The organism is Mesorhizobium sp. M0514, assembly GCF_040321145.1.
GTDB lineage: Bacteria > Pseudomonadota > Alphaproteobacteria > Rhizobiales > Rhizobiaceae > Mesorhizobium.
Map to the genome: position 1 here is coordinate 1 of NZ_JAMYQZ010000068.1, position 26,687 is coordinate 26,687.

Below are 26,687 nucleotides of genomic sequence, written 5' to 3' on the forward strand. Positions count from 1 at the left end.
CCCTCCACCCCCGTATCTCCGCGCATGAACCTCATTTACGCCGCCTGTGCTTTGCTCCTCGCGCTCGTCTTTGCCCTGGCCGGTGTCACCCGCGCCGGCACGTGGCTGATCGAGTGGCGGAACCCGCCGGCCGGCGAATTTGCCGACATCGACGCCACCCGCATCCACTATGTCCACGTGCCGGCGCCACAAAATGCCGAGCTGCCGGCGATCGTCTTCATCCATGGCGCCAGCGCCAACCTCAGGGATCAGATGCTGCCGATCAGGCCTTTGCTCGAAGGCCGCGCCGAGATGGTCTTCCTCGACCGGCCGGGCTTCGGCTGGTCGGCACGCGGCCCCGGTAATGAGAGCCCGTCGGCGCAGGCCGACACCATCGCCAGGCTGATGGACCGTCTCGGCATCCACAATGCGATCATGGTCGGCCATTCCTTTGGCGGCGTGATCACCGCCGCCTTTGGCCGCGAACACCCGGAGAAGACGCTCGGGCTGGTCTTTCTGTCGCCGGTCAGCCACCCCTGGCCGGGCGGCGCGACCGCCTGGTACTACAAGCTGACCGCCACCCCCATCATCGGCTGGCTGTTTTCGGAGACATTGACCTATCCGGCAGGCACGCTGCAGATGGACGGCGCCACGGCCTGCGTGTTTTCTCCCAACAAGGTGCCGGAAGGCTATGTCGGCAATGCCTCGATTCCGCTGGTGCTGCGTCCCGGCGCTTTCCGCGCCAACGCCATCGATGTCGCCGGCCTCTACGACTATACGCTGAAGGCCGCGCCGCATTACCGCGAGATCACAGCGCCGACGATTGTCATCTCGGGCGACCGCGACAAGGTGGTCTATGCCTCGATCCATTCGGTCGGCCTGGTCAGGGACATCCCCGGCGCCGAACTGATCTGGGTCCACAATCTCGGCCACAAGCCGGACTGGATCGCCTCCGACCTCGTCGTCGGCGCGATCGAGAAAGTCGCCGGCAAGGTCGTCGACCTGCAGGCAATGGCAAAAACCGTGGAAGCACGGATCGCCGGCGATGCGTACAATGAGGGGCGATGCCCCGACAACGCCGTGCCCGACGCGGAACTGGCCCCGACCTGATCGCCATGTATGTCCTGAAACACGGTATCAAGAGAAACCCGGAGAAGCGATGGGCGTTGCCGGACCGCATCTTCTTCGGTTATGGCGCGTGCGCCATTCTTGCCGGCGCCTTTCTCGAGCATGCTCCTCTGGAAGGATTTTACGGCGAACGGATTATTCCTGGCGAGGGCTTTTCCGGGAACCATATTTACGCGACCAACGGCCTGATCGCGTTCGACTATCACGGCTATTCCGCCCGCGAGCAGCTTTTGGAACACCACGAGAGGGGCTGGGCGTCGCGCAATCCCGGGTGGCACTGCACGATCGCCACGGTCGATTTCGATCTGCTCGACACAGTCGAACTCAACCGGCGAAAGATGCTGGGTCCGGACCAGTACCTGCACGACCCCGTTCCACGGGCACGCCGCTTCCTTCAGCGTATCGATCACGCCGAAGGTGCGGCAAGAGCGCTGCGGACTGTGACGAGGTCTCAGCCTATGTTGCGGGTGGCCTGCACGTCCGATCCGACATAGGCGATGCGCAGCATGTTGGTCGAACCCGGCGTCCTCAGCGGCACGCCCGCCGTGATGATGACACGGTCGCCCGGCTGGCCGAACCCCTCTTCGAAAGCGATCCGGCAGGCGCGGTCGACCATGTCGTCGAGGTCGCTGGCGTCGGGCGAGACGACGCAATGCGTGCCCCACAAAAGCGACAGCCGCCGCGCCGTGTTGAGGATCGGCGACAGCGCGATGATCGGCACTTGCGGCCGCTCGCGCGCGGCGCGCAGGCCGGTGGTGCCCGACGCCGTATAGGTGATGATCGCCGACAGTTTCAGCGTCTCGGCAATCTCGCGGGCGGCGAGCGAAATGGCGTCGGCGCCGGTTGCTTCCGGTTCCGAGCGCTGCGCGTTGATGATGCCGGCATAGGTCGGGTCGGTTTCGACCTTGGTGGCGATGCGGTTCATCATCGCCACCGCCTCGACCGGATAGGCGCCGGCAGCGGATTCGGCTGAAAGCATGATGGCGTCGGCGCCCTCGAACACGGCGATCGACACGTCGGAGACCTCGGCGCGGGTCGGCACCGGCGCGGTGATCATCGATTCCAGCATTTGCGTGGCGACCACCACCGGCTTGCCGGCGCGGCGCGCGGCGCGCGTGATCTGCTTCTGGATGCCCGGCACGGCTTCGAGCGGCATTTCCACGCCGAGATCGCCGCGGGCGACCATCAGCGCGTCGGAGAGTTCGATGATTTCGGCCAGCCGGGCTACCGCCTGCGGCTTTTCGATCTTGGCCATGATAAGCGCCCGGCCGCGCGCGATCTTGCGGGCTTCCGCCAAATCCTCCGGCCGCTGCACGAACGACAGCGCCACCCAGTCGACGCTTTCCGCCAGCACCGCATCGAGGTCCTTGCGGTCTTTTTCGGTCAGCGCACCGACCGGCAGGTCGGTGTCGGGCAGGCTGACGCCCTTCTTGTCGGAAATGGTGGTGCCGGCGACGACCGCGCAGGTGATCGACTTGCCGTCGCTCTTCACCGCCCTGAGCTCCAGCTTGCCGTCATCGATCAACAGACGGTGGCCGGCCTCGACCGAACTCAGGATTTCGGGATGCGGCAGGTAGACCCGCATCGACGTGCCGGGCTCGGGATTGTTGTCGAGTGTGAAGGTCTGGCCCGGCGTCAGCACCTCCTTGCCGTTGGCGAACTTGCCGACGCGCAGCTTCGGTCCCTGCAAATCGGCCAGGATGCCGATCGGACGGCCGACCTTTTCCTCGACGGCACGGATGCGGCCGACCAGCGTGCGCATCAACTCGTGATCGGTGTGGCTCATATTGATGCGGAAGACATCGGCGCCGGCTTCGAACAGCTTCTGCAGCATCTCCTCGGACGAGGAGGCCGGACCGATGGTGGCGAGGATCTTGACCTTGCGGCTACGTCTCATTGACTGTTTGTTCCCGGGGCGGCTGGAGCGCCTCCCGTTGTGGACTCATCGGTCAGCTGGACCATCCAGCTTGCCTGCTCGCCCGTGTCATATTCCTGGAATCCGGCGCGCTGGAAGCCCCGGGCGACGCAATCGGTAACGCCGGCAATCTTGAATTCTTTTTCGGCCACGCACATGTTGATCGGGCCATCCCAGCGCCCGCCGCGCTCGGCGTCTTCTGCATAAAGATAGTAAAACCTCGATGACAGCGGACCTTCGATCAGCGTCTTGCAGCTCGATCCTTCGATGTGCCACCACCCCTCGGTGATCCAGCCTGCCTTGGCGCGGTAGCCGATGCCGACGCCGACCAGGTTCTGCGTGGCGTTGCAGACGCGGAAATCGGCGCGGGCTGGCGAGGCCGCGACCAGCGCGGTGAGCCCTAGCGTCAGGGTCAGGAGCGGCACGGCAAAGGCGGTGCGCGCACGCGGCCTGCCGGCGGAACCCATCCCGAAACCCCTCAATAACGTCATCTGCATCTCTCAACGCCCCTTTTCGGAAAAGTCCGGGCGCATGTCAACGCGCCGTTCTGTCCAATTCCAATCGATTTAGAAAGGCCCCCGACACGCGATCTGCCGCGCGTGACCGGATTTTCGCAGAAACCGTGGCCAAACAACGGCATTGCGCAACCGTCCTCCTCGTGGGAATGACGATACCACCCTCCCCGGAAGCCAGCGAACAGACCTTTCCAGCCAATGACCCGATCCACAGTTTTCGCGCCTTTCGACATCGTCGAAGGCGACCGCAAGCGAGGCATCGTGCTTGTCGCCGACCATGCCCGCCGCGACCTGCCGGAGGAGTATGGCAGTCTCGGCCTGCCGGCGGCGGAACTCAATCGCCATATTGCCTACGACATCGGTGTCGAGACGGTGACGCGCGAACTGGCGGCGGCGCTCGACGTGCCGGCGGTGATTGCCAATTTTTCGCGGCTGCTGATTGATCCCAATCGCGGCGAGGACGACCCGACGCTGATCCGCCAGCTCTATGACGGCACCGTCGTGCCGGGAAACTACCCTATGGCGCCGCAAGAACGCGAAAGGCGGCTCGACGGCTTCTACCGGCCTTATCAGGACGCGGTCGGCGCCATGATCGCGTCGGTGGCGCACGCCTCAGGCAAAGCACCGTTCATCTTCTCCGTACACTCCTTCACCCCTGTCATGCAGGGCTTCATCCGCCGTTGGCATGTCGGCATATTGTGGGACCTCGACGACCGCGTGGCGCGGCCGCTGATCGACATGCTGGCGCAGGATAAAAACCTCGTCGTCGGCGACAATGAACCCTATGACGGCGCGTTGCGCGGCGACACCATGTTCAAGCACGCCATCGCCAACGGCTTTGCCCATGCGCTGATCGAGATCCGCCAGGACCTGATATCAGACAGCAAGGGGGCGCTGGCCTGGGCGCAACGGCTGGCGCCGATCGTTGACGCCATCGACCGCCGTCCCGATATACATCAGGTGAAGATGTTCGGCTCGCGCACCGGGCCGCTGTGAGGATCCAAGGCAATGACCGAACTCAGCGATGACCAGAAACGCGATTTCGAGGCCGCGGCCTTCCGCCGGCTGGTCGAGCATCTGCGCGAGCGCAGCGATGTGCAAAACATAGACCTGATGAACCTCGCCGGCTTCTGCCGCAACTGCCTGTCGAACTGGTACCGCGAAGCCGCTGAGGCCGAGGGCGTCGATCTCGGCAAGGACCAGTCGCGCGAAATCGTCTACGGCATGCCCTATGCGCAATGGCAGGCGCTGAACCAGACCGAGGCTTCGGACGCCAAGAAAGCGGAGTTAGTGGCAAGACGACCGAGGGATCACTGAAGTAGCGCGCGGTTCACAGGATTGACGTCGGCGGGACAGCGCCCCCCTCTGTCCTGCCGGACATCTCCCCCACTTGGGGGGAGATTGGCGGTCACGCAGGCTCTAGCCAATCGCCAGCGGTGCAAGAATAAGCGAGGCGCCGAAGCCGCCAATCTCCCCACTTGTGGGGGAGATGTCCGGCAGGACAGAGGGGGGCGCGAAGGAACGCTGCCTAACGGTTTCTCCCCTTAGATGTGGCCCACAAGCTTTTCGCAGCCAAGCGCTTGACGAGAAATTGAATCGATCTAATTTGCCGCGCAAAGCCATTCTTTGACCGGATTCGGGCCATGAACGCGCAAGACACCATGCAGAGCGCCCTTCAGGGGCGATGGGCCGTAGCCGCGATCTTCCTCGCCAACGGCTTCCTGACCGGCAGCTGGGCGCCGCAGATTCCGGTGTTCCTGACCCGGCTCGACATCTCGAAATTCACCCTCGGCCTGCTGATCCTTCTGTTCGGCGTCGGCGCGGTCGCGGCCATGAGCTGGTGCGGCCATCTGATCTCCAGGCATGGCTCGCGCACCGTGTTGCGCTGGTTCGGCCTGTGCGGCAGCCTCGGCCTGCTGGTCGTGGCGCTGGCGCCCAACGTGCCGCTGGCGTCGATCGCCATGATCATCTTCGGCGGCTCGATCGGCGGCATGGATGTCGCCATGAACGCCAATGCCGTGGTGGTCGAGCGCCGGCTGTCCCGCGCCATCATGTCGTCCTCGCACGGCTTCTGGAGCCTCGGCGGTTTCGCCGGTGGCGGTCTGGGCGGTTACGCCATCCAGACTTACGGCCACCTCGCCCATGCGGCTGTGGTCACGGTCATAGCTTTTGCCGTCATTGCCGTGGCGGTCGGCTACCTCATCGCCGAGGACAAGCCGCAGGCCGCCGAGCATCACAGATTAACGCTGCCGGCCAACCCGCTGGTCTATCTTGTCGGGCTGATGGCGCTGCTGACGATGATTTCCGAGGGCGCCGTGCTCGACTGGGCAGCGCTTTATCTCCGGCAGGAGCTCGGCGCCGACCTCGCCATCGCCGGCCTTGCCTACGCCGCCTTCTCCGGCGTCATGGCTGTCATGCGCTTTTTCGGCGACGGCGTGCGCAACCGCTTCGGCGCGGTGGCCACGCTGCGCGGCTCGGCGGTGGTCGCCGCCGCCGGCATGCTGGTCGCCGGCCTGTCGCCTTCGCCCTGGATCGCCATCGCGGCTTTTGCCCTGTGCGGCTTCGGCATCGCCAATATGGTGCCGATCATCTTCTCGGCCGGCGGCAATCAGGAAGGCATGTCGTCGGGCACCGGCATGAGCGTCGTCACCACCATGGGCTATTCCGGTATATTGGTGGCGCCGTCGGCGATCGGCTTCGTTGCCGAGCATTCGAGCTTCGGCCCGATTTTCGTCGCCATGTCGGCGCTGCTGGTCGTCGTGCTGTTGATGGCCGGGCTCGCTCACCGCGCCGAATTCGCGGCCGCCCCCGCCGAATAGCGCTTCAGCTCCTCGTAGAGGAAATCCGCTACGCGGCGGATGCGCACGCTGGTGCGCACGTCGCGATGCATGGCCAGCCACACCGGCAGGCTGGGCAGTGGCAGGCCGAGCAGCAGTTTCTCCAGCGACGGGTCGCTGTCCGCCAGCGGCTCCTGGCCAAGACCGACGCCGTTTCCCGCCCGCAGCGCTTCCCACAGAACGATCTGGTTGTCGGTCCTGAAGCGGAAACTGCTTCGGGTGACGGGGATGCCGGCCTGGGTAAAGCCCCGGATCATCTCGTCGCTGCGGTCGAAGCCGATCAGCGGATGGTCGAGAAGGTCGGCAGGCTTGAGCGGGCGTCCGTGCCTGTCGAGATAGGATTTCGCCGCGCAGCAGCAGAGCTTGATATCGCAGACCTTGCGCGCCGTCAGCTCGTTCTGCGCCGGCTTGACCATGCGGATGGCGATGTCGGCATCCCTTCGCAGCAGGTTCTCGACCTGGTTCGAGGCGACGATCTCGACCTCGATGCCGGGTTCCTCGATGCCGAGCCGCGCCGTCATCCTCGGCAGCACATAGGCCGCCACCACCTCGCTGGCGGCAATGCGCACCGTGCCTTCGATCGCCTCGACCGAGCCCAATGCCAATAGTGAGAACGCGCTCGCCTGCTCGCTCACCGCTCTGCCGCGTTCGAACAGCGTGGCGCCTGCTTCCGTCAGTGCATAGCCGCGCCGCCCGCGCCGGAACAAGGTGACGCCCAACGCCTGTTCGAGCTCACCGATGTGACGCCCGAGCGTCGGTTGGCTGGCCGACAGTTTGCGCGCCGCGGCCGACAGGCTGCCGGTCTCCGCCACGGTGACGAAACTCTTGATCAGGTTCCAGTCGATGTCTTCCATTCATTTATGAATAATAAATCTGCATCCATAGTCAATTTTCATTCGCGTATGAACGCATCATATTCGCCGTGCAAACACAGACACGGAGAAGAAAAATGACCAAGATCGCAATTCTAGGCGCCAATGGCCGGCTCGGCCGCGTGGTTGGCAAGGCCTTCATCGACGCCGGTTTCGACGTCCGCGCCGTCACCCGCACCGGCAAGGTGCCGGCCGAACTCAAGGGCGCCACCGCCGTCACCGGAGATGCACTCGACCGCGAGGCGCTGATCCGCGCCACGCAGGGTGTCGACATCGTCTTCAACGGTCTCAACCCGATCTACACCGACTGGGGCAAATGCCTGCCGATGGCGGAGAACGTCATGGCCGCCTGCCATGCCAATGGCGCGCTGCAACTTTTCCCCGGCACCGTCTATAATTACGGCTCGCCGATGCCTCAGCTCGTCACGGAAGACACGCCGTTCCGCCCGACCACCGAGAAGGGCCGCATCCGCTGCGCCATGGAAGCGCTGTTTCGCCGCGAGGCCAATGCCGGCCGCGTCCGCACCATCATCCTGCGCGCCGGCGATTTCTTCGGCGGCACCGGCAGCGGATCATGGTTCGACCTCGTCGTCACCGGCAAGATGAACAAGGACGTCTACACAGCGCCTGGCCCCGCCAACCTCGTGCACGAATGGGCCTATTTGCCGGACTTCGCCATCGGCTTCGTCGGCCTGGCGCGTAATCAGGGCAAGCTCGGTTTCTTTGAGACGCTCAACTTCCCCGGCCACGCCGTCACCGACATGGACATCAAGGCCGCGGCCGAGAAGGCGCTTGGCCGCCCGCTGAAACTGACCTTCATGCCCTGGTGGGTGCTGCGCGCCGGCAGCCCGTTCGTGGCGATGTGGCGCGAGATCGTCTCGATGTCCTATCTGCGCTTCGAACCGCACCGGCTCGTGTCCGACCGGCTGGAAGGCATCATCGGCGAAGTCCCGCACACCCCGCTGGACGAGGCCGTGGCCGAGGCCTTGAAGGACATCGGCATCAGCCTCGACCGTGCAAAAGACGCCGCCTAGACAAAATCTCTCGCGGTGCTGGCCCAATCGCTGGAAATCAGCAACCGGATGGTCATTATGAGGAGACTGTTTATAACGGTCGGCGAGATCACCATCACCAAGGGGAGACGATGCGTTACATACGTCCGCTTTCAATCGAAGACGCCGTTGGCCTGCTGGCCGACGCTTCCGGCACATCAGCCATTCTCGCTGGAGGCAGTGACCTCCTCGTTCGGATGAAGGGCGGGTTTGTCAATCCCGACCTGATCGTCGACATCAAGGCGATCGAGGGCTTGAGCGAGATCAGGGAGACGGCCGACGGCTTCAGCATCGGCGCCGCCGTCCCCTGCGCCGTCCTGGGCGAGAGCTCGGTTCTGAAGAAGGCCTGGCCCGGTGTCGTCGAAGCGGCGAAGCTGATCGGCTCCAAGCAGGTCCAGGGCCGCTGCACCATCGTTGGCAATCTGTGCAACGCATCGCCGGCCGCCGACAGCGTCCCGGCCTTGGTGGCCGCCGCCGCAAAGGCCGCGGTTGCCGGTCCCTCGGGCAAGCGCACCATTCCGGTCGAGGCTGTGCCGATCGGGCCTGGCAAGACCTCGCTCACCAAGGGTGAGATCGTCGAGGCGATCCTGCTCGACAAGCGCGCGCCGCGTTCGGGCGACGCCTACCTCAGATTCATTCCGCGCACCGAGATGGACATCGCGGTGGTCAGCGCCGGCGTGAAGCTGACGCTCGACGAGCATGGCGTCATAACAGCCGCCCGCGTCGCGCTGGGCGCCGCGGCCCCGACCGTGCTTCTGGTGGAAGAAGCAGCCGAGGCTCTCATCGGCAGGAAGCTGGATGAGGCGGCACTTGAGCGGCTCGCCAAGATCTGCGCTGGGGCCTGCCGCCCCATCGACGACAAGCGCGGTACCATCGAGTTCAGACGAAAAGTTGCGGGCGTGCTGGCCGGACGGGCCGCGACGACCGCCTACGCACGCGCAGGAGGCAAATGATGGCCGGTGTAGCAGTTTCAACGACAATCAACGGCGATCACGTCGAATACCTTTGCCAGCCCGACGAGACGTTGCTCGACGTCCTGCGCGATCGGCTCGGCCTGACCGGCGCCAAGGAAGGCTGCGGCACGGGCGACTGCGGCGCCTGCTCGATCATTCTCGACAATCGGCTGGTCTGCTCCTGCCTTGTGCTTGGCGCTGAAGCCGAAGGCCGGCATATCGAGACCGTCGAAGGCATGGCGCATGGCGATCAGTTGCATCCGCTGCAGCAGAAATTCCTCGAACACGCAGCCTTGCAATGCGGCATCTGCACGCCGGGCTTCCTGATCGCGGCGAAGGACCTCCTGGCCAAGAACCCCGATCCGACCGAGGAAGAAATCCGCTTCGGCCTCGCCGGAAACCTCTGCCGCTGCACCGGCTACGACAAGATCGTGCGCGCGGTGCAGGATGCGGCCAACGTGATGAAGGGAGCACACGCATGAACTTCGATCCACGCTTTTCGGGCCGCAAATTCTCATCCGTCGGCACGCGGCCTATCCGTCCCGACGGCGTCGACAAGGTGACCGGACGCGCCCGCTACGGCGCCGACTTCAACATGGCTGGACAGCTGGTCGGGCGTGTTCTGCGCAGCCCGCACGCCCACGCGAAACTCCTCAAGATCGACACCTCGAAGGCGGAAAAGCTCCCCGGCGTGAAAGCGGTGATCACCGCCGCCGACCTGCCCGATCTCACCGATGGCGATGCCGCCATGTACGACGTCCTCGACAATTGCATGGCGCGCGGCAAGGCGCTCTATGACGGCCACGCCGTGGCCGCGGTCGCCGCCGTCGATGCCCGCACGGCCAGGCAGGCGCTGAAGCTCATCGAGGTCGAATACGAGCTGTTGCCGCATGTCACCGATGTCGACGAGGCGATGAAGCACACCGCCCCCTTGATCAACGACACCATCTTCACCGAGGGTCTCGAGGAAAAGCCGGTAAAGCCGTCCAACGTCACCAAGCGCAGCCAGTTTGGCCATGGCGATGTCCATCAGGGCTTTGGCCACGCCGATGTCATCGTCGAGCGCTCCTTCAAGACCGAGCAGACGCACCAGGGCTATATCGAGCCGCATGCCTGCGTGGCGAGCGTCTCGTCCGACGGCACCGCCGACCTCTGGGTCTGCACGCAGGGCCATTTCGTCTACCGCCAGCATTGTGCGCAATTGCTCGGGCTGGAAGCCTCGAAGCTGCGCGTCACCTCGTCTGAAATCGGCGGCGGCTTCGGCGGCAAGACCCATGTCTGGGCCGAGCCGGTGGCGCTCGCTTTGTCGCGCAAGGCAGGCCGGCCGGTGAAGCTGGTGATGACCCGCGACGAGGTGTTCCGCGCCTCGGGTCCGACCAGCGCGACCTCGATCGACGTCAAGATCGGCGCCCGCAAGGATGGCACCATCACTGCCGCCGAAGCGACGCTGCGCTACACCAGCGGCCCCTATGCCGGGACCTGGGCCGAGATCGGCGCCATGACGGCGTTCGCCTGTTACAAGCTGGATAACGTCCAGACGGTCGGCTTCGAAGTGCTGGTCAACCGACCGAAGACTGCGGCCTATCGCGCACCCTCGGCACCCATGGCTGCGTTCGCGGTGGAAAGCGCCGTCGACGAACTGGCCAAGGAGCTTGGCATGGATCCGGTCGAGTTCCGCATCAAGAACGCCGCGCAGGAAGGCACCCGCTCTTCCTACGGCCCGGTCTACGGCCCGATCGGCATCGGCCCGACGCTGGAGGCGGCCAAGCACCATCCGCACATGAAGGCGCCGCTGGGCAAGAACCAGGGGCGCGGCATGGCCTGCGGCTTCTGGTTCAACTTCGGCGGCCAGACCTGCGTGGACCTGAACATCGGCATGGACGGCTCGGTGTCGCTGGCCGTCGGCACGGTGGATGTCGGCGGTTCGCGCGCGTCGCTGTCGCTGGTGGCGGCGGAGGAGCTCGGCATCGACTATGCCCAGCTCAAGGCGGTGGTCGCCGACACGTCCTCGCTTGGCTACAACGACATGACCGACGGCAGCCGCGGCACCTTCTCGTCCTCGATGGCGACCATCTCGGCCGCCCGCAACGCGATCAAGATCCTGCGTGAGCGCGCCGCCCAGACGTGGGACATCCCCGTCGACGACGTGGTCTGGGAAAACGGCCACGCCATCGCCAAGGGCGAGAAATACGGCAACCTTGCAGCCCTGTCGCTGAAGGAGATCGCCGCCGCTTCCGGCAAGACCGGCGGGCCGATCGCCGGCCACAGCGAGCTCGTCGCCGACGGCGCCGGCGTCTCCTTCGCCACCCATATATGCGACATCGAGGTCGACCCCGATACCGGCTCGACCAGGGTGATCCGCTACACGGTGATCCAGGATGCCGGCAAGGCGGTGCACCCCACCTATGTCGAGGGCCAGTACCAGGGCGGCGCCGCGCAAGGCATCGGCTGGGCGCTCAACGAGGAGTATATCTACGGCAAGGACGGGCGCCTCCAGAATGCCGGCTTCCTCGACTATCGCATCCCGGTCTGCTCGGACCTGCCGATGATCGACACGCAGATCCTCGAGATCCCCAACCCCAACCACCCCTATGGCGTGCGCGGCGTCGGCGAAACCTCGATCGTGCCGCCGCTGGCGGCGATCGCCAACGCGGTCTCCAACGCCGCCGGCGTGCGCATGACCCACATCCCGATGTCGCCGCCAAGGGTCCTCGCCGCGATCGAGGCGGAACGGGGAGGCTAGGGCAAAAATGAGGTTCTTGCCCTAATGGTCGAAGTGACGCTCTGGGGCGCGCTGGGCCAGCTCGCCGGCGGCCAGAGCAAGGTCGAGGTCGAGGCCAAGGACATCAGGGAGCTGTTCAGGAAACTGGCTGAACAGTATCCCGGCATCGAGCCCTGGATCGAGAAGGGCATCGCGGTGGCGATCGACGGGACGATTTATCGCGATACGTGGTCGAAGGAACTGCCGCCGGGGGCGGAGATTTTTCTGCTGCCGCGGCTGGCTGGGGGGTGAAGTGGGGTGTCGCCCTACGTCCCAGAGCGGACCGGCATCCTCGGTCTGCGAACTTCAAGTGCAATGTCGGTCCTCGCCTAGATGCCAGTTTTGCTGACCGCGTCTTATCGGCGGCGGGTTGGCCAACAATCCAGAGAACCTGATCCGCTGGATTACTATCGGCAAGGGACATCAGTCCGCACACGGCTCTGAAGTGACTCGAGCGGGTCACCGTTTGACGGACAACACCGGCCCCTTTCTGGAGAGGCCGGCTATCGTTGATCCAGGATCATCAAGCTAGGTTTGGCGCTGAGACGTATCGGAAATTCGTTCGCGCACGGCATGCTCGGTCTTGTCTGCTGTGGACTTCACGATCTCGCCGAGCTGATCGGCTATCGTGTCTGCTTCCATATCTTGCCGGCCAGCTTCCTGCTTGATGGTCTCATAGGCTTCGGCGGCGACCTGCTTGGCCTCATCGAGGCCCCTATTGAGCAAAGTTTCGGCGGAATCGCGAAGCTTGTCGCCATAGGCGCCTAGTTGCTCGTCCTCCGTTGCGGTATGGGGCAGCATTGCACCTATAGCGGCGCCGATGGCGAGACCGACGGCCGCTACGGCCAAGGGTTGGTCCTCCAACAGATCTTGCGCGGAGCGGCTGGCTTTCGCCGCCATGTCCCCAGTCGTCGAGCTTGCATTGGCAGCGCTTCCCGTCAGACCCGCCGCAGCGGCTCTTGCGGTGCTCGATATGGTGTCGCCGACGCTGGTAGCGCTCGAGGAGAGCGATTCCGCGGCGTCGGACAGCGTGCCGCCCAAACCGCCGCGCTCCCCTGCTACATCATGTCGTCCCGGCGCTGAAGGCAATGGATAGCCAGCCGAACGGTGGGCGGTGTTTGAGGCACCGCTGCCGAACATCAGCCAGGCCAGACCTGCGCCCACCATGGTGACCGGCAAAGGATTGTCTCGGACCTGCGTTCTGAGATTGCTGAGCATGGCCGCGCTCTCCCCTCCCGAGAACAGCCCGGTGAACTCATCCAGCAATTGTCCCGGCGTCATCTTGCCTCGAATGGATTCGGCGGTCTCCATCACCCGGGCGCGAGCCGCCTCGGCCTCGCGTTCAAGTTCGGCTGCGAATTTCTCTTTCATCTCACCTGTTCCTTAATCGCGCTCGCGTCGCGCTTCAGCTGTCCCTGGGTCCGGTCGGGGGTAAGTTCCGAAGGCGCCATGCTGGCCGTCCCGGTCCGCAGCAGGATGACGCCGAGGACCGCCACGACCACACCGACCAGCAGGGAAGACCACCCCGCGCCAAGCCCTGCCCGCGTCAGTGCGATAATGAGCGCCTGCAGCAACACCAAGAGCGCGGCGAGCAGGCAAATCGCGCCGCCCAGCACTTCCGCGGCACCTGCTCCGGCTTTGGTAAGCTTTTCAGAGAGCTCGGCCCGAAACAGCCTCGCCTCGGTTTGCACCAGAGTGGTGACATTCTGGGCCAAATCGGTGACTAGCCCGGCAAGGCTGGGATTGTCCTGGTTATTCATCTGTCCTGCTCCGCGATCTGCGTGGCCCCATCATCGCCGACCACGCCAAAATCTTGTGGACGATCAGCGGACCAACCCTGTGGCTGATCGGTGTGTGATTTGAGGCTTCCCGGAGCGGCCTCAGAATCGGGCCTTGCCGGCGGAGAAGCCTTGATGAACCGCCCGAGAGCCAATCCGGCCAACACCGATCCCGCAAGCAGGACACCGGGATTTTGCCGGCCGAAGGACTGCACGTCATCAAGGACTTGGCTAAAGGGCTTCTGTTTCAAGGACGATGAAAGCCGCTCAAGGCCACTGGCAGCATCCAAAGCGAACTTCGATGCGTTCCTTTCATCGTTGCTGGCAAGGTGATCGCTGGCCGCTCGCAGTGCACCACCCAACGCCGCCAAGCTCGATCCGATGTCGCGCTGCGCCTCCTCCGCCTTGTCGGAGATGACCTGCGTGGCTTCAGATGCATAGTCGCCAGCCTTGCGGGTCACCTCGTCCCGCGCGTCGTGAAGCAACTCGCTGGCACGCTCATTTTCCTGGCGAAGTCTTTCGGAGACGTCGCTTTTCGCCTTGTCGAAATCGGTGGGCTGTCCGCCCTGATCCTTCTCATGCTGCATGAGGCCACCTAGTGAAAACCGAGGAAGGAGAGGACCGCGAGCACGACGACGATAAGGCCGATAAGATAGATTACACTGTTCATGTGCACGTCCTCCGTGGCTTTCCAACTTCGACGAACCTGCGATGTTCCGTAAGTGAGAGCATTTATCTCAGCCGAAACGAAGAGCTTCGTCAGGCACGCACCCAGTCACCAGTGAGTTGCCTGTCCCTCGTGCGGAGCGCCAGTTGCTCCCGTACGAACCGGTGCGCCCGACTCCGCGGGAACCGAGTGCCGGCTGCGTCCTGTATTGCAATCTTTTGCCTATTCGGCGGCCCCGCCTCGGCGTACCGGCGACCAGGGAGAACTCTCCCTTGCCATCCATCGACGGTCCATCGCTCCAACGGCCCCACGCTGGTTCGGCATCTTCGACGAAGCAATGATGAAGGCATAGGATACGGCTTGAGGCGTAAAGCGGCCGGTCATGCATGCCTGAACTGGGCTATTGGTGAACGCGTCTCCAAGGCCAAGTCTCTACTTTGCAGAACGCCTCCCTACGCCCCCAGCGTCGGCTCCGTATTCACCTCCAGCGCCTCTTCCGCCTTATCGTCCTCGCCGAGCACCTCACCGTGCACCCCCAGCGGCCGCCCGATCCAGATCGGATCGACCAGATGGTCGCGCTTGGGGTTGGTGGTGTTGGGGTGGATGAGGATGCTGAGGCCGCCATGGTTAAGCATCAGCCACGGCACCAGCGATGCGAAAATTTCGGTGGCGAAGGAGACCTGGTACATGGCCTGCTCGTGCGGGCCGACCTGTTTGTCGTGCCAATTGCCGAGGCGCACGCGGAAGCGTTCGCCGATGCGCAGGCGCAGCCATTCGGCATGTTGGCGCTCGGTTTGTCCGTCATAGTAGATGTGGGCGTGATAGCTGGCGATTTCGGCGAGGGGTCTTGGCGGGCTGGCGGTGTTCACCTTGATGGCTCCCTCGGCGATTGTCGTGCCGGCAGCGTATACGCAAGGGAGCGGCTCGGCCAAGGGGGGCGTGGCGTGCCGCTATCGGGACTCTTGCGAAGAGGACCCCCACCCTAGCCCTCCCCACAAGGGGGAGGGGACGCTGCCGCATGGCACCCATTTTAGCGTCGAACCTGTGCTGTTTTCACAGGTCAGCGCCTACAGGGCTTCCCTCCCCCTTGTGGGGAGGGATTGAGGGTGGGGGTATTCGTAGAGCGCAAGCCAGTCTTATGCGGTTGCACTGCAGTTCATGGGGCGAGGAAACGCTGATCGCAGAGATCGCTGTCCAATCAAACCCTGCCCATCAGCACCAGGATCAGCAGCACCACCAGCACAATGCCGACGATGCCCGATGGCCCATAACCCCAGGAGCGCGAGTGTGGCCAGGCCGGTACGGCGCCGATCAGGATCAGGACTAGAACGATGATGAGGATGGTGCTGACGGTCATTAAGAGTCCCTCGCCTTGCTGGTCGGATACGAGGGGACAATGCAAAAGGCCGCCCGGTTGTTCCGGACGGCCTTTCGTCTGACTGGTCGAATGCAGCTATTCCGCGGCTTTCGGGAAGGCGATTGCCGGCTCATCGAGCGGCTTCGGCCCTGTGGACGCATCCCTTTTCTTTTCGCGGCCGAACAGCCGGCGGAAGAACGCGTAGAAGCGGCTGTTCTTGCTGCGCGTGAAGATCATCAGCATCGACGGCGTCACCACCAGCGTCAGCAGCGTGGCGAACGACAGGCCGAAGACGATGGCCGAGGACAGCGAAATCCACCATTGCGTCGACGGCGCGTTGATCGTCGTCTCGTGATGGAAGATTTCAAGGCCGAGGCCAAAGGCGATCGGCAGCACGCCGAGGATGGCCGAGACCGCCGTCAGCACCACCGGGCGGGCACGTTCGCGGCAGGTCTGCAGCACCGCCTCCATCTTGTCCCAGCCCTCTTCGCGCAGCCGGTCATAGGTGTCGATGAGCACGATGTTGTTGTTCACCACCACGCCGGCCAGCGCGATGACGCCGATGCCCGACATGACGATGCCGAAGGCTTCGCCGGTCAGCAGCAGCCCCAGGAACACGCCGATCGTCGCCATGACCACGCAGGACAGCACAAGCAGCACGCTGGTGAACTTGTTGAACTGCATCAATAGCACCAGGAAGATCAGGAAGATCGCCGCACCGAAGGCCTTGCCGAGGAAGGCGCTGGCTTCGGCGCTGTCCTCGTTGGAGCCGGCGAGCTTCCAGCGTATGCCGTTGTCGAGCTTCATGTCGGTGACCGCCTTGGTCACCTCCGCCTGCACCGCCGCAACCTGGTTACCGGCGGCGACGTTGGCCTGGACGACCACGGTGCGGGCGCCGTCGATGCGGTTGAGGATGCCGACGGTCGGCTCCGGTTTGCGCACGACGAAGTTGGAGATCGGCACCGATCCTTGCGCGGTCTGCACCCGGAGCTCGTCGAGCGTCGACAGCGTGCGCCGGTCTTCTGGCAGGCGCAGGCGGATATCGACGGCATCGTCGGCGCCGGCCGGCCGGTATTCCGACAGCTTCAACCCATTGGTCACCAGTTGCACCACGGTGCCGACGGCCGTCGGGCTGATGCCGTACTGCGCCGCCTTGGCGCGGTCGACCTCGAGCGCCCAGTCGACGCCGGGCGGCGGCAGGCCGTCGGAAACGTCGATGACGCCGGGCACCTTGGCGATGCGCGCCGCAACCGCGCGGGCCTGGTCGTCGAGCCCTTTGGGATCGATGGCCGAAAGCCGGAGCTGGACCGCCTTGCCCGTCGGAGGACCGGCCTCCGGCACGCGCACCTCGACATCTACGCCGGGAATGCCGGCCATCACAGTGCGCAACTCGTCCAGGATATGGTTCGCCGATTTGCGCTCGCGCCAGTCGATGAACTCATACTGGATGACGCCGACGACGTCCTCCGGCACGTCCTGTCCGCCGCCCTGCGTCTTGCCGACGCGGGTGTAGACCGATTTCACGCCGGGCCAGCCGAGCAGCCGGTTTTCGGCGATCCTGGTTGCCGTATCCATTTCGGCCAGCGAGAGATTGCCGCGGGCATGCACATAGAGCAGGCCGTAGTCGGGCTCGACGCTGGGGAAGAACTCGACGCCGGCGCCGTATTTGGAATAGGCGAAGCCAACGCCGGTCAAAAGCACGGCGGTAAGCACCAGCACGGTGATGGGGAAGCGCACCGCCTGCTTGACCAGCGCCATGTACCAGCCGTCGCGATCGTGTTCCTCGTGATGCTCCGGCGCCTTGGCGAAGAGCGCGCCCAGCGTCGGCGCGAACACCAGCGCATAAAGCATCGAGGCCGACAGCGTGACGATCAGCGTGATCGGCATGTATTTCATGAAGTCGCCGATGATGCCGGGCCAGAACAGCAGCGGCGAAAACGCCGCGATGCGCGTCATCGTCGCGGCGATGACCGGACCGGCCATGCGCTTGGCGGCAAGCGTGAAGGCTTCCGCCTTCGGCATGCCTTCGCCCATGCGCCGTTCGGCGAATTCGGTGACGATGATGGCGTCGTCGACCAGCATGCCGACCGCCAGGATAAGGCTGAACAGCACGATCATGTTGATCGTGTAGCCCATCATCGCAAGCAGCAGGATGCCGATCAGGAAGGATGACGGAATGGCAAGCCCGATCAGCAGCGAGGCGCGGCCCGACAGCGCATAGAGGATGACGATGAACACCAGGATGACGGCGATCATCACGTGGTTCTGCAGGTCGCCCAGCAGCTGGTTGACGAAGACAGACTTGTCCTGCGTGTAGGTGATGTTCATGCCTTCCGGCATCGTCTTGACGTAGGCGTCGGACACTTCCCGCACCTTGGCCAGCGTGTCGATCAGGTTGGCGCCGATGCGCTTCTTGACTTCGATGGCGATGGCCGGCTTGCCGTTGAGGCGAGTGATGGTCTCGGCGTCGGCGAAGGTCGAACGCACCGTGGCGATGTCCTTCGCCTGCACGACGGCATTGGGGCCGGCGACCACCGGCAAGGACGCGACATCCTCGGGTGTCTCGATCAGCGACGGCACCTTGACCGCGTATTTGCCTTCCGAACCCTCGATATTGCCGGCGGCGACCAGGCTGTTGGAAGCGCCGACCGCGCCGATCAACTGGTCGAGCTGCAGGCCGTAGGAGGACAGCTTCATCGGGTCGATGACGACCTCGACGAGATCGTCGCGCGCGCCTTGTATGGTGCCCTCAAGAACGCCCGGGACTTCCTCGATGCGGTCGCGCAGTTCGCGCGCCGCCGCCGTAAGCACACGCTCGGGCACATCGCCGGACAGCGTGACGACCAGGACGGGAAACTCGGAAATGTTGACCTCGGTAACAACCGGTTCTTCTGCCGCTTGGGGAAGGTCAGCCTTCGCGTCCTGAACCTTCGAGCGTGTATCAGTCACCGCGGTGTCGACTTTTATAGACGGCAGAAACTCAAGGAAGACAAAGGCACCGCCCTGATAGGCGGATGATTTCATCTCCTTTAACCCCTTGAGACTCTTAAGCTTTGCCTCCAGAGGCCTAAGCAGAAGTCTTTCAGCGTCTTCGGGCGCGATGCCTTGATAGGCAACATTTATATAAACATAAGGGGTAGGAACGTCGGGTTCCGCTTCCTTCGGTGTCGACTGATAGGCGACCCAGCCCGCCAGCAGCAGGAAGACCAGCACCGCAATGGTCAGCCGGGCATTGTTGATCGCGAGTTTGACGATATCCATGGCCTGTTCTCAAGATTTCAGGAGCCGCATGGCGGCCGGTTGTCCCCGCCCGGGGCCACCCGGCGCTACTGCGTTGTCGCTTCGCCCAACAGTTTCTGGATGGTCGCCTGGTCGGCCTCGACCGGCTTGACGACGTCCCCTTCCTTGACGAGCTCCTGGCCGGCGACGATGACGCGGGCATCGGCGGGAATGCCGCCAAGCACCAGGCCCTTCGGCGAGTCATCGACCAGGTCGATCGGGAAGAACACCACCTTGTTGTCCTTGTCGACGGCGCGGATGCCGAGGTCTCCCTTGTCGCCCAGCGTCACCACGGAGCGCGGCAACATGACGGCGTCGGTCGGCTGCGCGCTGAGCGCAATCTCTGCCGTCATGCCGGCCGGCACCGAGCCGTCGGCATTGGGGACGGCGATCTCGACGCGGAAGGTGCGCGTCGCCGACGAGGCGTCGCGGCTGATGTAGCGCACGGTGCCTTCGACGGTCTGGCCGCTGACCAGCCGCACAGCAGCCTTGTCGCCGAGCTTGAGATAGCCGAGGTCGCGTTCGCTGACTTCACCGCGCGCAATCACCGGATCGAGCTTGAGGATGGTTGCCACCTCGCCGCCCTGCATGACGGAACTGCCGAGCTCCACCGGCACCCGGTCGATGACGCCGTCGAAGGGCGCCTTGACCAGATTGCGGTCGAGTTCGGCCTGCGCCGTTTCCAGCTGCGACTGCGCAGCGGTCAGGTTCGAACGCGCCGTGTCGAGCTGCAGCTTGGGCAGATTGCCGGTCTTCATGAGCCGAAGCGACGCTTCGAGTTCAGCCTGGCGCTGCACGACGAGCTGCTTGGCATTGTCGACCATCGAGATCTTTTCTTCCGCCGCAAGCATCAGCACCAGATCGCCGGTCTTGACGTGATCGCCCTGCTTGACCGGCAGCTTTTCGATGACGCCGGCGACACGCGTCGCCAGCACGGCGCGCTTGTCGGCCTCGGTCAGCCCGGAAATGCGGATGGCGCGGGCATAGGTCTTGCGCGGCGGCGTCACCACCGCGACGGTGCGCAGCGGCGCCTTCGGTTCGGCCTCGGCGGTCTTGGTTGCATCCGGTGCCTTGGCCTGATCGCCCGGCTTGGCCTGATCGCCTGCCTTGCCAGCACCTTCGACAGCGGCGCTGCCGACGGACGAGAACGCGCCTGTTCCCATCCAGCCGGCGAAGCCGATGAGCACGACAATAGCGGCAAGCTTGTGAAACCTGATCTTCGGCATCATTGTTTTTCCACTGCGGGGTTCGGCCAAGTCGTTATCCAACAGGGTGTCCGTCGTCTAACAGCTACCGTGTCTTCCAACTCGGGCGCGTCGCCGATATGGGTGCGCGCCAGGCCGTGTTCAATTTGCCGTGAACGGCCAAGCCGCGCTTCTACATCAAAGTTGCATCGCGATACAGTCGAAAAGTTGCAGGAACATTGTGCCAGGCGATGTAGTGTGGCCAACGGGAAACGGTTTTGTCAGCGCCCCGTCAGGCGACAGAACCACAGTCTCGGAACCATACGGGTGTTGGAGGCGCTTTGTTTTCAAGGCGTTTTGAGCACTGACATTCTCCTGTGCCTTGACGCTCAAATGTGGGCGCGACCTGCGTAGCCACTCAGTGAATGGCAGCAGGCGTCAGTATGATTTTGTATACCGTCACACGCAACGGTTGTTCCGGGACGGAAAGTCATCGGCGCTACTCCGATTTTCCGATCACTTCGCTGATCGTCTTGATCGATCCGGGCGGACTCAGGCCCGCCGGCGTTCCGCGTCCGGCTTTTTGCGGGCGGCGAGAAATTCCTTCACCCGCCGTCCCGGTGCCGGCCCGTGCACCGGTTTGAAGCCGTCATCGAGTTCGCCGGAAAGATCGAGCGTCGGCCGCTTGCCGACGGCGTCGTAATTCTCCTCCAGCCAGTCGCTCGCCGCTATGCGGCCAAGGTCGCGCAAATAGGTCAAAAAAGCCCATTCGGCGTTGACCTTGGATGACGCCGACAGATCCTTGAACGCCTCGTCGGCATCGATGCGGTGCATGCGGATGTCGCGGTATTCGCCAGGCGGCAGCCGGCCGGCGGCGATCAGTTCCTTGACGAAGGCGATCGAGCGGAATTCGTTCAGCAGCCCGGCATTGAAGGTGATCTCGTCGATGCGGTTCTGGATTTCGTTGGCGCTTTTCGGCGTGCCTTCGCGCACCACCGGATTGATCTGCACCAAAAGCACATCCTCGGTCGCCGCCGTCTTGAAGAACGGGAACAGCGCCGGATTGCCGACCATAGCCGCCATCCCAATAGGGCACGCCCTTGATCTCGACGGCGCGGAACAATTGCGGCAGGCAGGCCGAGGCCATCACCGTGTCGAGGTCGATCTCACCATCGGAAAAGACGCGCAGCTGGCCGGTCTCGACATTGGTCGCCGAAATGAACAGCTCCATCGACTTGCAGGCGTGAACATTTTTGAAATCGATCTCCTGCTCGACCACGTCGCGCAGCGGGTTCAAGCCCAGGGGATTGGCGACATAGGGCGAAAACACTCGGGACATGGTGTCGAAGAAGAAATAGCCGGGCGTGTTCTCGATCGACCAGTTGCCCCAGGCGACGTCCCACGGCATGCGCTGCACCGGGCTGAAGCGGCCCTTGGCCGCCACCGCGCGCCAGAAGTCGTCGAGCTTTTGCCGTGCACCCTCGACGCCGCCGCGCACAAAACCATCGGCCAGCGCCACCGCATTCATCGCGCCGGCGCTGGTGCCGGACACGGCTGAAATGTCGAGCCTGCCATCCTCCAGCAGCCGGTCGAGTACGCCCCAGGAGAAAGCCCCGTGCGAGCCGCCGCCCTGCAGCGCGATGTTGATCTTCTTCGTTTCCTCCGCCTTGCCGTTTTTGGTCATGGCGTTCCTGTTCGGTTTGGTCGCTGCTGCCTCATTCCGCCCGGAAATCGGGCGGGTTCGACGGCAGCGGACTTATATTGCAGTGCAGCATATAAGCGATGACCAAGGCAAGAACACGAACACGGTCGCGTGATCACATGAAATTTTGGTCATGGGGAATGGTCCTCCACGCCCAGGTCTTGGCCCTACGAATACCCCCACCCTTGATCCCTCCCCACAAGGGGGAGGGAGACTTGGTAGACGCTGATCTCAGCAAACCACCGACGTTTCGGCGGCGCGCGGCAGCTTCCCTCCCCCCTTGTGGGGGTCCGAAGGACGGGCGAGACCCGTGGCTCGCCCCGGCAAGCTAGGGTGGGGTCCTCTTCGCAAAAACCTCAAGCGACAAGCTTCGGCACCGGCCCGACATAGCGCGACTGTGGACGGATCAGCCGCCCCGTCGTCTGCTGTTCGCGCGCATGCGCGATCCAGCCGGCGACACGTCCGGCGGCAAAGACATTGCTGAACGCCTGTGGCGGAAAGCCAGCCGCCTCAAGCACAAGCGCTGTGTAAAACTCGACGTTGGTCTGCAGCGAGCGCTGCGGCTTGGCGATCCGCAGCACTTCGAGCGCCGTGTGCTCGACCTGTTCGGCGAAGGCCAGGCGGCGGCCGGCTTCACCCTCGCTGCCGAGCTGCCGCACGACGGCTTTCAGTACATCGGCGCGCGGATCGCGCACGCGGTAGATACGATGGCCGAAACCCATGATGCGCTCGCCATGCGCGACCTTCTCGCGCAGCCAACCGGCCGCGTCGCCATGCGCCTGGATTGCATCGAGCATCTCGATCACCGGGCCGGGCGCGCCGCCGTGCAGCGGCCCCTTGAGCGCGCCGAGCCCGGCCAGCACCGACGATGTCAGCCCTGCCAGCGTCGATGCGACGACGCGGGTGGCAAAGGTCGAGGCGTTGAGGCCGTGATCGCACACGGTCACCAGATAGGTGTCGAGTGCCCTTGCCAGCGCCGGCGACGGGACGGATCCCTCGAGCATCCTCAGCATGTCGGCGGCATGATCGGCCTTGGCGTCAGGTGCGGTCGGCTGCTCGCCGCGCGCCAGCCGCAGCAGAGCCGGCGTCAGCACGGCGGGCGCCGCGATCAGCCGCAAGGCGTCCGTCAGCGTCTCGCCATCCGGCAGCAGCGCCATGCCGGCGCGCATGGCGCTATAGATCTCAAGCGGTGCGAGCAGCGGCAGCGAGGGCGCAAGCCGCTCGAACACCTCGACGCGAGCCTTGCCCAGCCTCGCTGCCAGTTCGGCATCGCCGGGAAGGCCGTCGAAGAAGCCGTCGAGCAACAGGCGAACCACTTGCGCATAGCGCCAGCGTCCCGCCAATTCCGGCAGCGAATGACCGCGGATCGTCAGGCGGCCGCCAAGGCCATCGACATCGGAGAGCACGGTCTCCGCCGCCACCACATCATCGAGCCCGTTCGCCATATCTCATCTCCTTGCAGCTTTTCTGCATGGGAGATAAGGGTTAGGCTGCGCCTCGATCAATCTTGATCAATATAATCAATGTATGGGCTGAAAATGTCCGAATGGCTGTCGCGGGAAGAGGCGCTGGAAAGGCTCAAGGTCCGGCCGCAGACGCTCTACGCCTATGTCAGCCGTGGCCGCATCGGCATGCGGCCGGATGAGAGCGACCCGCGCCGCAGCCAGTACCGCGCCGACGACATCGCCGCACTGGCGACCCGCCGGGCGCGCGGCCGCAGTCCGTCGGCCATCGCCGAAAGTGCGATTGCCTGGGGCGAACCCTCGATTGTCACCGCGATTTCGACTGTGCTGCACGGTCGACTGATCTATCGAGGGCAAGACGCCGTTGCGCTCTCCAAAGCGGCGACGCTGGAGGAAACCGCAGCTGTGCTCTGGGCCTCGCCTGAACCGGTGGCTTTCAAAGCTCCGTCATCTGAAGCGCCTCATCCAGTCGGCCGCGCCTCGGCCTTTGCGCAGCTTGCCATGCTTGCAGGCCACGGGCGGCCTTCGCTAGGACGCAGCGCCGCCTCGCTGTGCACCGAGGCCGCGCGCACAGTCGGAGCGCTGGCGCAGTCGCTGGGCGCCGAAACCGGCACAGCGCCCGTCCATAAGCGCCTGGCGCAGGGCTGGTCGGTGGATGATGCCGGCGCGGAAGCGATCCGCTGCGCCCTCGTCCTGCTCGCCGATCATGAACTCAACGCATCGACCTTCGCCGCCCGCGTCGCAGCGTCCACAGGCGCCTCGCCTGCCGCATGCCTCCTGGCCGGCCTGGCAACGCTGTCCGGCCCGCGCCACGGTGGTGCCGGCGAAGCGGTGATGCAACTGGCTGAAGATGCAGCAGCCCACGGCGCGGATGCGGCGATCCGGCGCTGGCTCGGCCATGATCGGCCCTTGCCGGCGTTCGGCCATCCGCTCTATCCCGACGGCGATCCCCGTGCCACCGCACTTCTGGCAGTCATCCCTGTCGACGAGACGCTGCAACAGCTGCAAAAAGCCGCCATGGCGGCGGTCGGTGCCCAGCCCAACATCGACTTCGCCCTGGCCACACTAACGCGCGGCCTTGGCTTGCCGCGCGATGCACCGTTCCAGCTGTTTGCGCTCGGACGCAGTGTCGGCTGGGCCGCGCATATGGTCGAACAGATCATTAGCGGCAGCATCATCAGGCCGCGTGGCCGCTATGAGGGACGCGTGACCTAAGCCGACCTGGCCGTGTTCCCGAACCGCGCACGGTACGCGACGGGCGTCGTGGCGAACTGCTGACGAAAATGATGCCGCAGCGTGCCTGCCGCGCCAAAGCCGGCGGTCTCGGCAATCCGTTCGATCGGCATGGCGGTGTCTTCCAGCAGCGTGCGCGCCCGCGAAAGCCGTTCCGACAGCAGCCAGCGCGCCGGCGTGACGCCGGTCGCGGCCGCGAACCGGCGCAGGAATGTCCGCTCGCTCATCCCGGCAAGCTCGGCCAAGATGGCGACGGGATAGTCGGCAGAAATATCGGCGCGCATCCTGTCGATCAACGGTCCAAGCCGGCTGCGTTCGTGCGGCTCGGGAACGGAGCTCTCGACATACTGCGCCTGGCCGCCGTCGCGATGCGGCGGCACCACCAGGCGACGCGCCACCATGTTTGCCGCCTTGGTGCCGAAGTCGCGCCGGACCAGATGCAGGCAGAGGTCGATGCCCGCGGCACTGCCTGCCGATGTCAGCACATTGCCCTCATCGATGTACAAAACGTCCGGAATCACGGTGATGTCGGGGTACATCTCCGTCAGCTTCTCGCTGTAGCGCCAGTGCGTGGTCGCTCTTTTGCCCGCAAGCAGGCCGGCCGCCGCAAGCACGAACACGCCCGAACAGATCGAAAGAATGCGAGCGCCGCGCTCGCTCGCCTTCCGCAGCGCCTCGATCAGCGCCGGCGGCACCGGAGCCTCCGTTCCGCGCCATCCCGGTACGATCACCGTGCCGGCCTGGCCGATCAGATCGATCCCGCCGTCGGCAACAATACGCACGCCGCCCAGCGCGCGCATTTCACCGCCATCGATCCCGGCAACGGCAAAACGGTACCAATCCTCACCCATTTCCGGCCGGGGCAAGGCGAAGATCTCAACCGCCACGCCAAACTCGAACGTGCACAGCCCGTCATAGGCAACGGCAACGACAAGAGGGTTGGCAGGGCGCGGATTCGCAGAGGATGGCATGATCTTGACGATATATGGCAAAGCTGCCAGCTGCAATCGCCCTGCTTCCTGTCTTATCTCTCCGTCGCATCAGCAATGGAGATACGAGGATGAGCCACGTGACAGACATTCCGGCGGCATCGCCGGATATCGCCCGCGACCATTTTCTGCGCCGGCTTTCCGTCGAGACCGACTGTTCCGACGTCGCCGCCGCACTGCGTGCCGGGGAGCCGGACTTTGTTCTCCTGCATGTGGTCGGTTCGCCGGAAGCCTATGGACGCCGCCATGTGCCGGGCGCGCTGCATCTGCCCCACCGCGAAATATCGGCCGGGCGGATGGTGCAATGGCCCGAAAGGACGCTGTTCGTCGTCTATTGCGCGGGACCGCATTGCAATGGCGCGGATCAGGCGGCCTTCAAGCTGGCCAGCCTCGGTCGTCCCGTGAAGATCATGATCGGCGGCATAACCGGTTGGCAGGACGAGGACCTTCCTTTCGCTTCAGGCAAGGAGCCCGGTGTCTTGCACGCGTGAGGCCACGCGATATGGTCGGCCTTGAAGACTGAGCAAGCATGCAGAAGGCGATGGTTAGAATTCGTCCATTCGAGCGCCAGGATGTCGGTGCGGTGCTCGCCCTCATGCGGGCGCTAGCCGTCTTCGAGGGTTATGACGACAAGCTTCGCGTCACCGAAGCGAACCTCATCGAGCACGGGCTGGGGCCATCGCCCCGGTTCGGCGTGTTGGTGGCGGAGCGAGAGGGCGTGATCGTCGGCATCGCCGTCCACTACCTCATCCCCTGGACCTACGACCTGAAGCCGGTTGTCTGGCTGAAGGAACTCTACGTCACTGAAGCGACGCGCGGCATGGGGGTCGGCCATGCGCTTGTTGAACAGCTTCGCCAACACGCTTTGAGCATTGGCGCCTCCGCCATCAAATGGACGGTGCTGAAATCCAACTCGCCGGCCAAAGCCTTCTACCGCTCGCTCGACGGCCAGCCCGACGATATCTGGGAACCGTGGCAGCTGAAAATCGACCCGTGACAGCCGCCTCGACCAACTGAGGGCGG

General features: G+C 64.3%; 25 protein-coding genes and 1 pseudogene. 13 read left to right on the forward strand and 13 right to left on the reverse strand.

Annotated elements, in window-relative coordinates; translation table 11 throughout:
* Positions 1 to 24 precede the first annotated feature (24 nt).
* A complete protein-coding gene (locus NKI61_RS23770) occupies positions 25 to 1,089 on the forward strand; it encodes an alpha/beta fold hydrolase (RefSeq protein WP_352841147.1) in 1,065 nt (354 codons plus the stop codon).
* A 5-nt stretch (positions 1,090 to 1,094) separates the two neighbouring features.
* On the forward strand, positions 1,095 to 1,601 hold the full coding sequence (locus NKI61_RS23775; RefSeq protein ID WP_023708575.1) for a hypothetical protein: 507 nt from the start codon (positions 1,095 to 1,097) through the stop codon (positions 1,599 to 1,601).
* Here the strand turns inward: NKI61_RS23775 and pyk are convergent.
* A complete protein-coding gene (pyk, locus tag NKI61_RS23780; RefSeq protein ID WP_023708574.1) occupies positions 1,559 to 3,004 on the reverse strand; it encodes a pyruvate kinase in 1,446 nt (481 codons plus the stop codon). The genes NKI61_RS23775 and pyk overlap by 43 nt on opposite strands.
* On the reverse strand, positions 3,001 to 3,489 hold the full coding sequence (locus NKI61_RS23785; protein ID WP_023673118.1) for a DUF1036 domain-containing protein: 489 nt from the start codon (positions 3,487 to 3,489) through the stop codon (positions 3,001 to 3,003). Before NKI61_RS23785 ends, pyk begins: the two co-directional genes overlap by 4 nt.
* Before the next feature lie 246 nt (positions 3,490 to 3,735).
* Here NKI61_RS23785 and NKI61_RS23790 point away from each other — a divergent pair, with 246 nt between their 5' ends.
* From NKI61_RS23790 to NKI61_RS23800, 3 genes are all read left to right on the forward strand, one after another.
* Positions 3,736 to 4,533: an N-formylglutamate amidohydrolase gene (locus NKI61_RS23790; RefSeq protein WP_352841125.1), complete on the forward strand. Its 798-nt coding sequence runs from the start codon at positions 3,736 to 3,738 to the stop codon at positions 4,531 to 4,533.
* Positions 4,534 to 4,545: 12 nt separating this feature from the next.
* A complete protein-coding gene (locus NKI61_RS23795; RefSeq protein WP_023708572.1) occupies positions 4,546 to 4,854 on the forward strand; it encodes a DUF1244 domain-containing protein in 309 nt (102 codons plus the stop codon).
* Between the two features lie 326 nt (positions 4,855 to 5,180).
* Positions 5,181 to 6,356: an MFS transporter gene (locus NKI61_RS23800; RefSeq protein WP_352841128.1), complete on the forward strand. Its 1,176-nt coding sequence runs from the start codon at positions 5,181 to 5,183 to the stop codon at positions 6,354 to 6,356.
* Here the strand turns inward: NKI61_RS23800 and NKI61_RS23805 are convergent.
* On the reverse strand, positions 6,320 to 7,228 hold the full coding sequence (locus NKI61_RS23805) for a LysR family transcriptional regulator (RefSeq protein WP_023748316.1): 909 nt from the start codon (positions 7,226 to 7,228) through the stop codon (positions 6,320 to 6,322). The genes NKI61_RS23800 and NKI61_RS23805 overlap by 37 nt on opposite strands.
* Before the next feature lie 95 nt (positions 7,229 to 7,323).
* Between NKI61_RS23805 and NKI61_RS23810 the strand changes: the two genes are divergently transcribed.
* The 5 genes from NKI61_RS23810 (at position 7,324) to NKI61_RS23830 (ending at position 12,264) form a co-directional block, all read left to right on the forward strand.
* A complete protein-coding gene (locus NKI61_RS23810) occupies positions 7,324 to 8,280 on the forward strand; it encodes an SDR family oxidoreductase (RefSeq protein ID WP_352841131.1) in 957 nt (318 codons plus the stop codon).
* 110 nt (positions 8,281 to 8,390) lie between these two features.
* Positions 8,391 to 9,251, forward strand: coding sequence for an FAD binding domain-containing protein (locus NKI61_RS23815; protein WP_023708567.1), 861 nt, complete (start codon positions 8,391 to 8,393; stop codon positions 9,249 to 9,251).
* Positions 9,251 to 9,733, forward strand: coding sequence for a (2Fe-2S)-binding protein (locus NKI61_RS23820; RefSeq protein ID WP_023684040.1), 483 nt, complete (start codon positions 9,251 to 9,253; stop codon positions 9,731 to 9,733). Before NKI61_RS23815 ends, NKI61_RS23820 begins: the two co-directional genes overlap by 1 nt.
* On the forward strand, positions 9,730 to 11,994 hold the full coding sequence (locus NKI61_RS23825) for a xanthine dehydrogenase family protein molybdopterin-binding subunit (protein ID WP_352841133.1): 2,265 nt from the start codon (positions 9,730 to 9,732) through the stop codon (positions 11,992 to 11,994). The genes NKI61_RS23820 and NKI61_RS23825 overlap by 4 nt, the downstream gene beginning before the upstream one ends.
* A gap of 24 nt (positions 11,995 to 12,018) precedes the next feature.
* Entirely contained in the window at positions 12,019 to 12,264 is a 246-nt protein-coding gene (locus NKI61_RS23830; protein WP_023684042.1) for a MoaD/ThiS family protein, read from the forward strand.
* A 276-nt stretch (positions 12,265 to 12,540) separates the two neighbouring features.
* Here NKI61_RS23830 and NKI61_RS23835 read toward each other — a convergent pair whose 3' ends face one another.
* The 9 genes and pseudogenes from NKI61_RS23835 to NKI61_RS23875 form a co-directional block, all read right to left on the reverse strand.
* Positions 12,541 to 13,323, reverse strand: a complete 783-nt coding sequence (locus NKI61_RS23835) for a hypothetical protein (RefSeq protein ID WP_245261172.1) — start codon at positions 13,321 to 13,323, stop codon at positions 12,541 to 12,543.
* A gap of 56 nt (positions 13,324 to 13,379) precedes the next feature.
* Positions 13,380 to 13,772, reverse strand: coding sequence for a phage holin family protein (locus NKI61_RS23840; protein WP_023693628.1), 393 nt, complete (start codon positions 13,770 to 13,772; stop codon positions 13,380 to 13,382).
* Positions 13,769 to 14,377 carry a hypothetical protein gene (locus tag NKI61_RS23845; protein WP_023748314.1) on the reverse strand — a complete coding sequence of 203 codons (609 nt, stop codon included), beginning with the start codon at positions 14,375 to 14,377 and terminating at the stop codon, positions 13,769 to 13,771. The genes NKI61_RS23840 and NKI61_RS23845 overlap by 4 nt, the downstream gene beginning before the upstream one ends.
* A gap of 532 nt (positions 14,378 to 14,909) precedes the next feature.
* Positions 14,910 to 15,326, reverse strand: a complete 417-nt coding sequence (locus NKI61_RS23850; RefSeq protein ID WP_352841136.1) for a DOPA 4,5-dioxygenase family protein — start codon at positions 15,324 to 15,326, stop codon at positions 14,910 to 14,912.
* 329 nt (positions 15,327 to 15,655) lie between these two features.
* Complete coding sequence (locus tag NKI61_RS23855; protein ID WP_023734747.1) at positions 15,656 to 15,814, reverse strand: DUF3309 family protein; 159 nt, start codon at positions 15,812 to 15,814, stop codon at positions 15,656 to 15,658.
* Between the two features lie 96 nt (positions 15,815 to 15,910).
* Complete coding sequence (locus tag NKI61_RS23860; RefSeq protein WP_352841137.1) at positions 15,911 to 19,075, reverse strand: efflux RND transporter permease subunit; 3,165 nt, start codon at positions 19,073 to 19,075, stop codon at positions 15,911 to 15,913.
* Between the two features lie 65 nt (positions 19,076 to 19,140).
* On the reverse strand, positions 19,141 to 20,319 hold the full coding sequence (locus tag NKI61_RS23865) for an efflux RND transporter periplasmic adaptor subunit (protein WP_352841140.1): 1,179 nt from the start codon (positions 20,317 to 20,319) through the stop codon (positions 19,141 to 19,143).
* A 510-nt stretch (positions 20,320 to 20,829) separates the two neighbouring features.
* Positions 20,830 to 21,961, reverse strand: a pseudogene (locus tag NKI61_RS23870) (patatin-like phospholipase family protein).
* Between the two features lie 374 nt (positions 21,962 to 22,335).
* On the reverse strand, positions 22,336 to 23,424 hold the full coding sequence (locus NKI61_RS23875; protein ID WP_352841143.1) for a citrate synthase/methylcitrate synthase: 1,089 nt from the start codon (positions 23,422 to 23,424) through the stop codon (positions 22,336 to 22,338).
* A gap of 93 nt (positions 23,425 to 23,517) precedes the next feature.
* Here NKI61_RS23875 and NKI61_RS23880 point away from each other — a divergent pair, with 93 nt between their 5' ends.
* A complete protein-coding gene (locus NKI61_RS23880) occupies positions 23,518 to 24,657 on the forward strand; it encodes a citrate/2-methylcitrate synthase (protein ID WP_352841145.1) in 1,140 nt (379 codons plus the stop codon).
* Here NKI61_RS23880 and ftrA read toward each other — a convergent pair.
* The gene (gene ftrA, locus NKI61_RS23885) at positions 24,654 to 25,667 is read right to left on the reverse strand and encodes a transcriptional regulator FtrA (protein WP_352841150.1); all 1,014 of its coding nucleotides are present in this window, start codon (positions 25,665 to 25,667) and stop codon (positions 24,654 to 24,656) included. The genes NKI61_RS23880 and ftrA overlap by 4 nt on opposite strands.
* A gap of 68 nt (positions 25,668 to 25,735) precedes the next feature.
* Here ftrA and NKI61_RS23890 point away from each other — a divergent pair, with 68 nt between their 5' ends.
* Together NKI61_RS23890 and NKI61_RS23895 are read left to right on the forward strand one after the other, a co-directional pair.
* Complete coding sequence (locus NKI61_RS23890; RefSeq protein WP_023702797.1) at positions 25,736 to 26,155, forward strand: rhodanese-like domain-containing protein; 420 nt, start codon at positions 25,736 to 25,738, stop codon at positions 26,153 to 26,155.
* 50 nt (positions 26,156 to 26,205) lie between these two features.
* On the forward strand, positions 26,206 to 26,661 hold the full coding sequence (locus NKI61_RS23895; protein WP_031194243.1) for a GNAT family N-acetyltransferase: 456 nt from the start codon (positions 26,206 to 26,208) through the stop codon (positions 26,659 to 26,661).
* Positions 26,662 to 26,687: the final 26 nt, after the last annotated feature.

What these genes read in the sequence shown, in the direction of transcription:
- NKI61_RS23875 (WP_352841143.1), bottom strand. Translation starts at nt 23,424, where the DNA reads ATGGCGAACGGGCTCGATGATGTGGTGGCGGCGGAGACCGTGCTCTCC.
- NKI61_RS23795 (WP_023708572.1), top strand. Translation starts at nt 4,546, where the DNA reads ATGACCGAACTCAGCGATGACCAGAAACGCGATTTCGAGGCCGCGGCC.
- NKI61_RS23790 (WP_352841125.1), top strand. Translation starts at nt 3,736, where the DNA reads ATGACCCGATCCACAGTTTTCGCGCCTTTCGACATCGTCGAAGGCGAC.
- NKI61_RS23800 (WP_352841128.1), top strand. Translation starts at nt 5,181, where the DNA reads ATGAACGCGCAAGACACCATGCAGAGCGCCCTTCAGGGGCGATGGGCC.
- NKI61_RS23845 (WP_023748314.1), bottom strand. Translation starts at nt 14,377, where the DNA reads ATGCAGCATGAGAAGGATCAGGGCGGACAGCCCACCGATTTCGACAAG.
- NKI61_RS23880 (WP_352841145.1), top strand. Translation starts at nt 23,518, where the DNA reads ATGTCCGAATGGCTGTCGCGGGAAGAGGCGCTGGAAAGGCTCAAGGTC.
- NKI61_RS23835 (WP_245261172.1), bottom strand. Translation starts at nt 13,323, where the DNA reads ATGGAGACCGCCGAATCCATTCGAGGCAAGATGACGCCGGGACAATTG.
- NKI61_RS23820 (WP_023684040.1), top strand. Translation starts at nt 9,251, where the DNA reads ATGGCCGGTGTAGCAGTTTCAACGACAATCAACGGCGATCACGTCGAA.
- NKI61_RS23825 (WP_352841133.1), top strand. Translation starts at nt 9,730, where the DNA reads ATGAACTTCGATCCACGCTTTTCGGGCCGCAAATTCTCATCCGTCGGC.
- NKI61_RS23830 (WP_023684042.1), top strand. Translation starts at nt 12,019, where the DNA reads ATGGTCGAAGTGACGCTCTGGGGCGCGCTGGGCCAGCTCGCCGGCGGC.
- NKI61_RS23810 (WP_352841131.1), top strand. Translation starts at nt 7,324, where the DNA reads ATGACCAAGATCGCAATTCTAGGCGCCAATGGCCGGCTCGGCCGCGTG.
- NKI61_RS23860 (WP_352841137.1), bottom strand. Translation starts at nt 19,075, where the DNA reads ATGGATATCGTCAAACTCGCGATCAACAATGCCCGGCTGACCATTGCG.
- NKI61_RS23840 (WP_023693628.1), bottom strand. Translation starts at nt 13,772, where the DNA reads ATGAATAACCAGGACAATCCCAGCCTTGCCGGGCTAGTCACCGATTTG.
- NKI61_RS23785 (WP_023673118.1), bottom strand. Translation starts at nt 3,489, where the DNA reads ATGGGTTCCGCCGGCAGGCCGCGTGCGCGCACCGCCTTTGCCGTGCCG.
- pyk (WP_023708574.1), bottom strand. Translation starts at nt 3,004, where the DNA reads ATGAGACGTAGCCGCAAGGTCAAGATCCTCGCCACCATCGGTCCGGCC.
- NKI61_RS23855 (WP_023734747.1), bottom strand. Translation starts at nt 15,814, where the DNA reads ATGACCGTCAGCACCATCCTCATCATCGTTCTAGTCCTGATCCTGATC.
- NKI61_RS23770 (WP_352841147.1), top strand. Translation starts at nt 25, where the DNA reads ATGAACCTCATTTACGCCGCCTGTGCTTTGCTCCTCGCGCTCGTCTTT.
- NKI61_RS23775 (WP_023708575.1), top strand. Translation starts at nt 1,095, where the DNA reads ATGTATGTCCTGAAACACGGTATCAAGAGAAACCCGGAGAAGCGATGG.
- NKI61_RS23815 (WP_023708567.1), top strand. Translation starts at nt 8,391, where the DNA reads ATGCGTTACATACGTCCGCTTTCAATCGAAGACGCCGTTGGCCTGCTG.
- NKI61_RS23865 (WP_352841140.1), bottom strand. Translation starts at nt 20,319, where the DNA reads ATGCCGAAGATCAGGTTTCACAAGCTTGCCGCTATTGTCGTGCTCATC.
- NKI61_RS23805 (WP_023748316.1), bottom strand. Translation starts at nt 7,228, where the DNA reads ATGGAAGACATCGACTGGAACCTGATCAAGAGTTTCGTCACCGTGGCG.
- NKI61_RS23895 (WP_031194243.1), top strand. Translation starts at nt 26,206, where the DNA reads ATGGTTAGAATTCGTCCATTCGAGCGCCAGGATGTCGGTGCGGTGCTC.
- NKI61_RS23890 (WP_023702797.1), top strand. Translation starts at nt 25,736, where the DNA reads ATGAGCCACGTGACAGACATTCCGGCGGCATCGCCGGATATCGCCCGC.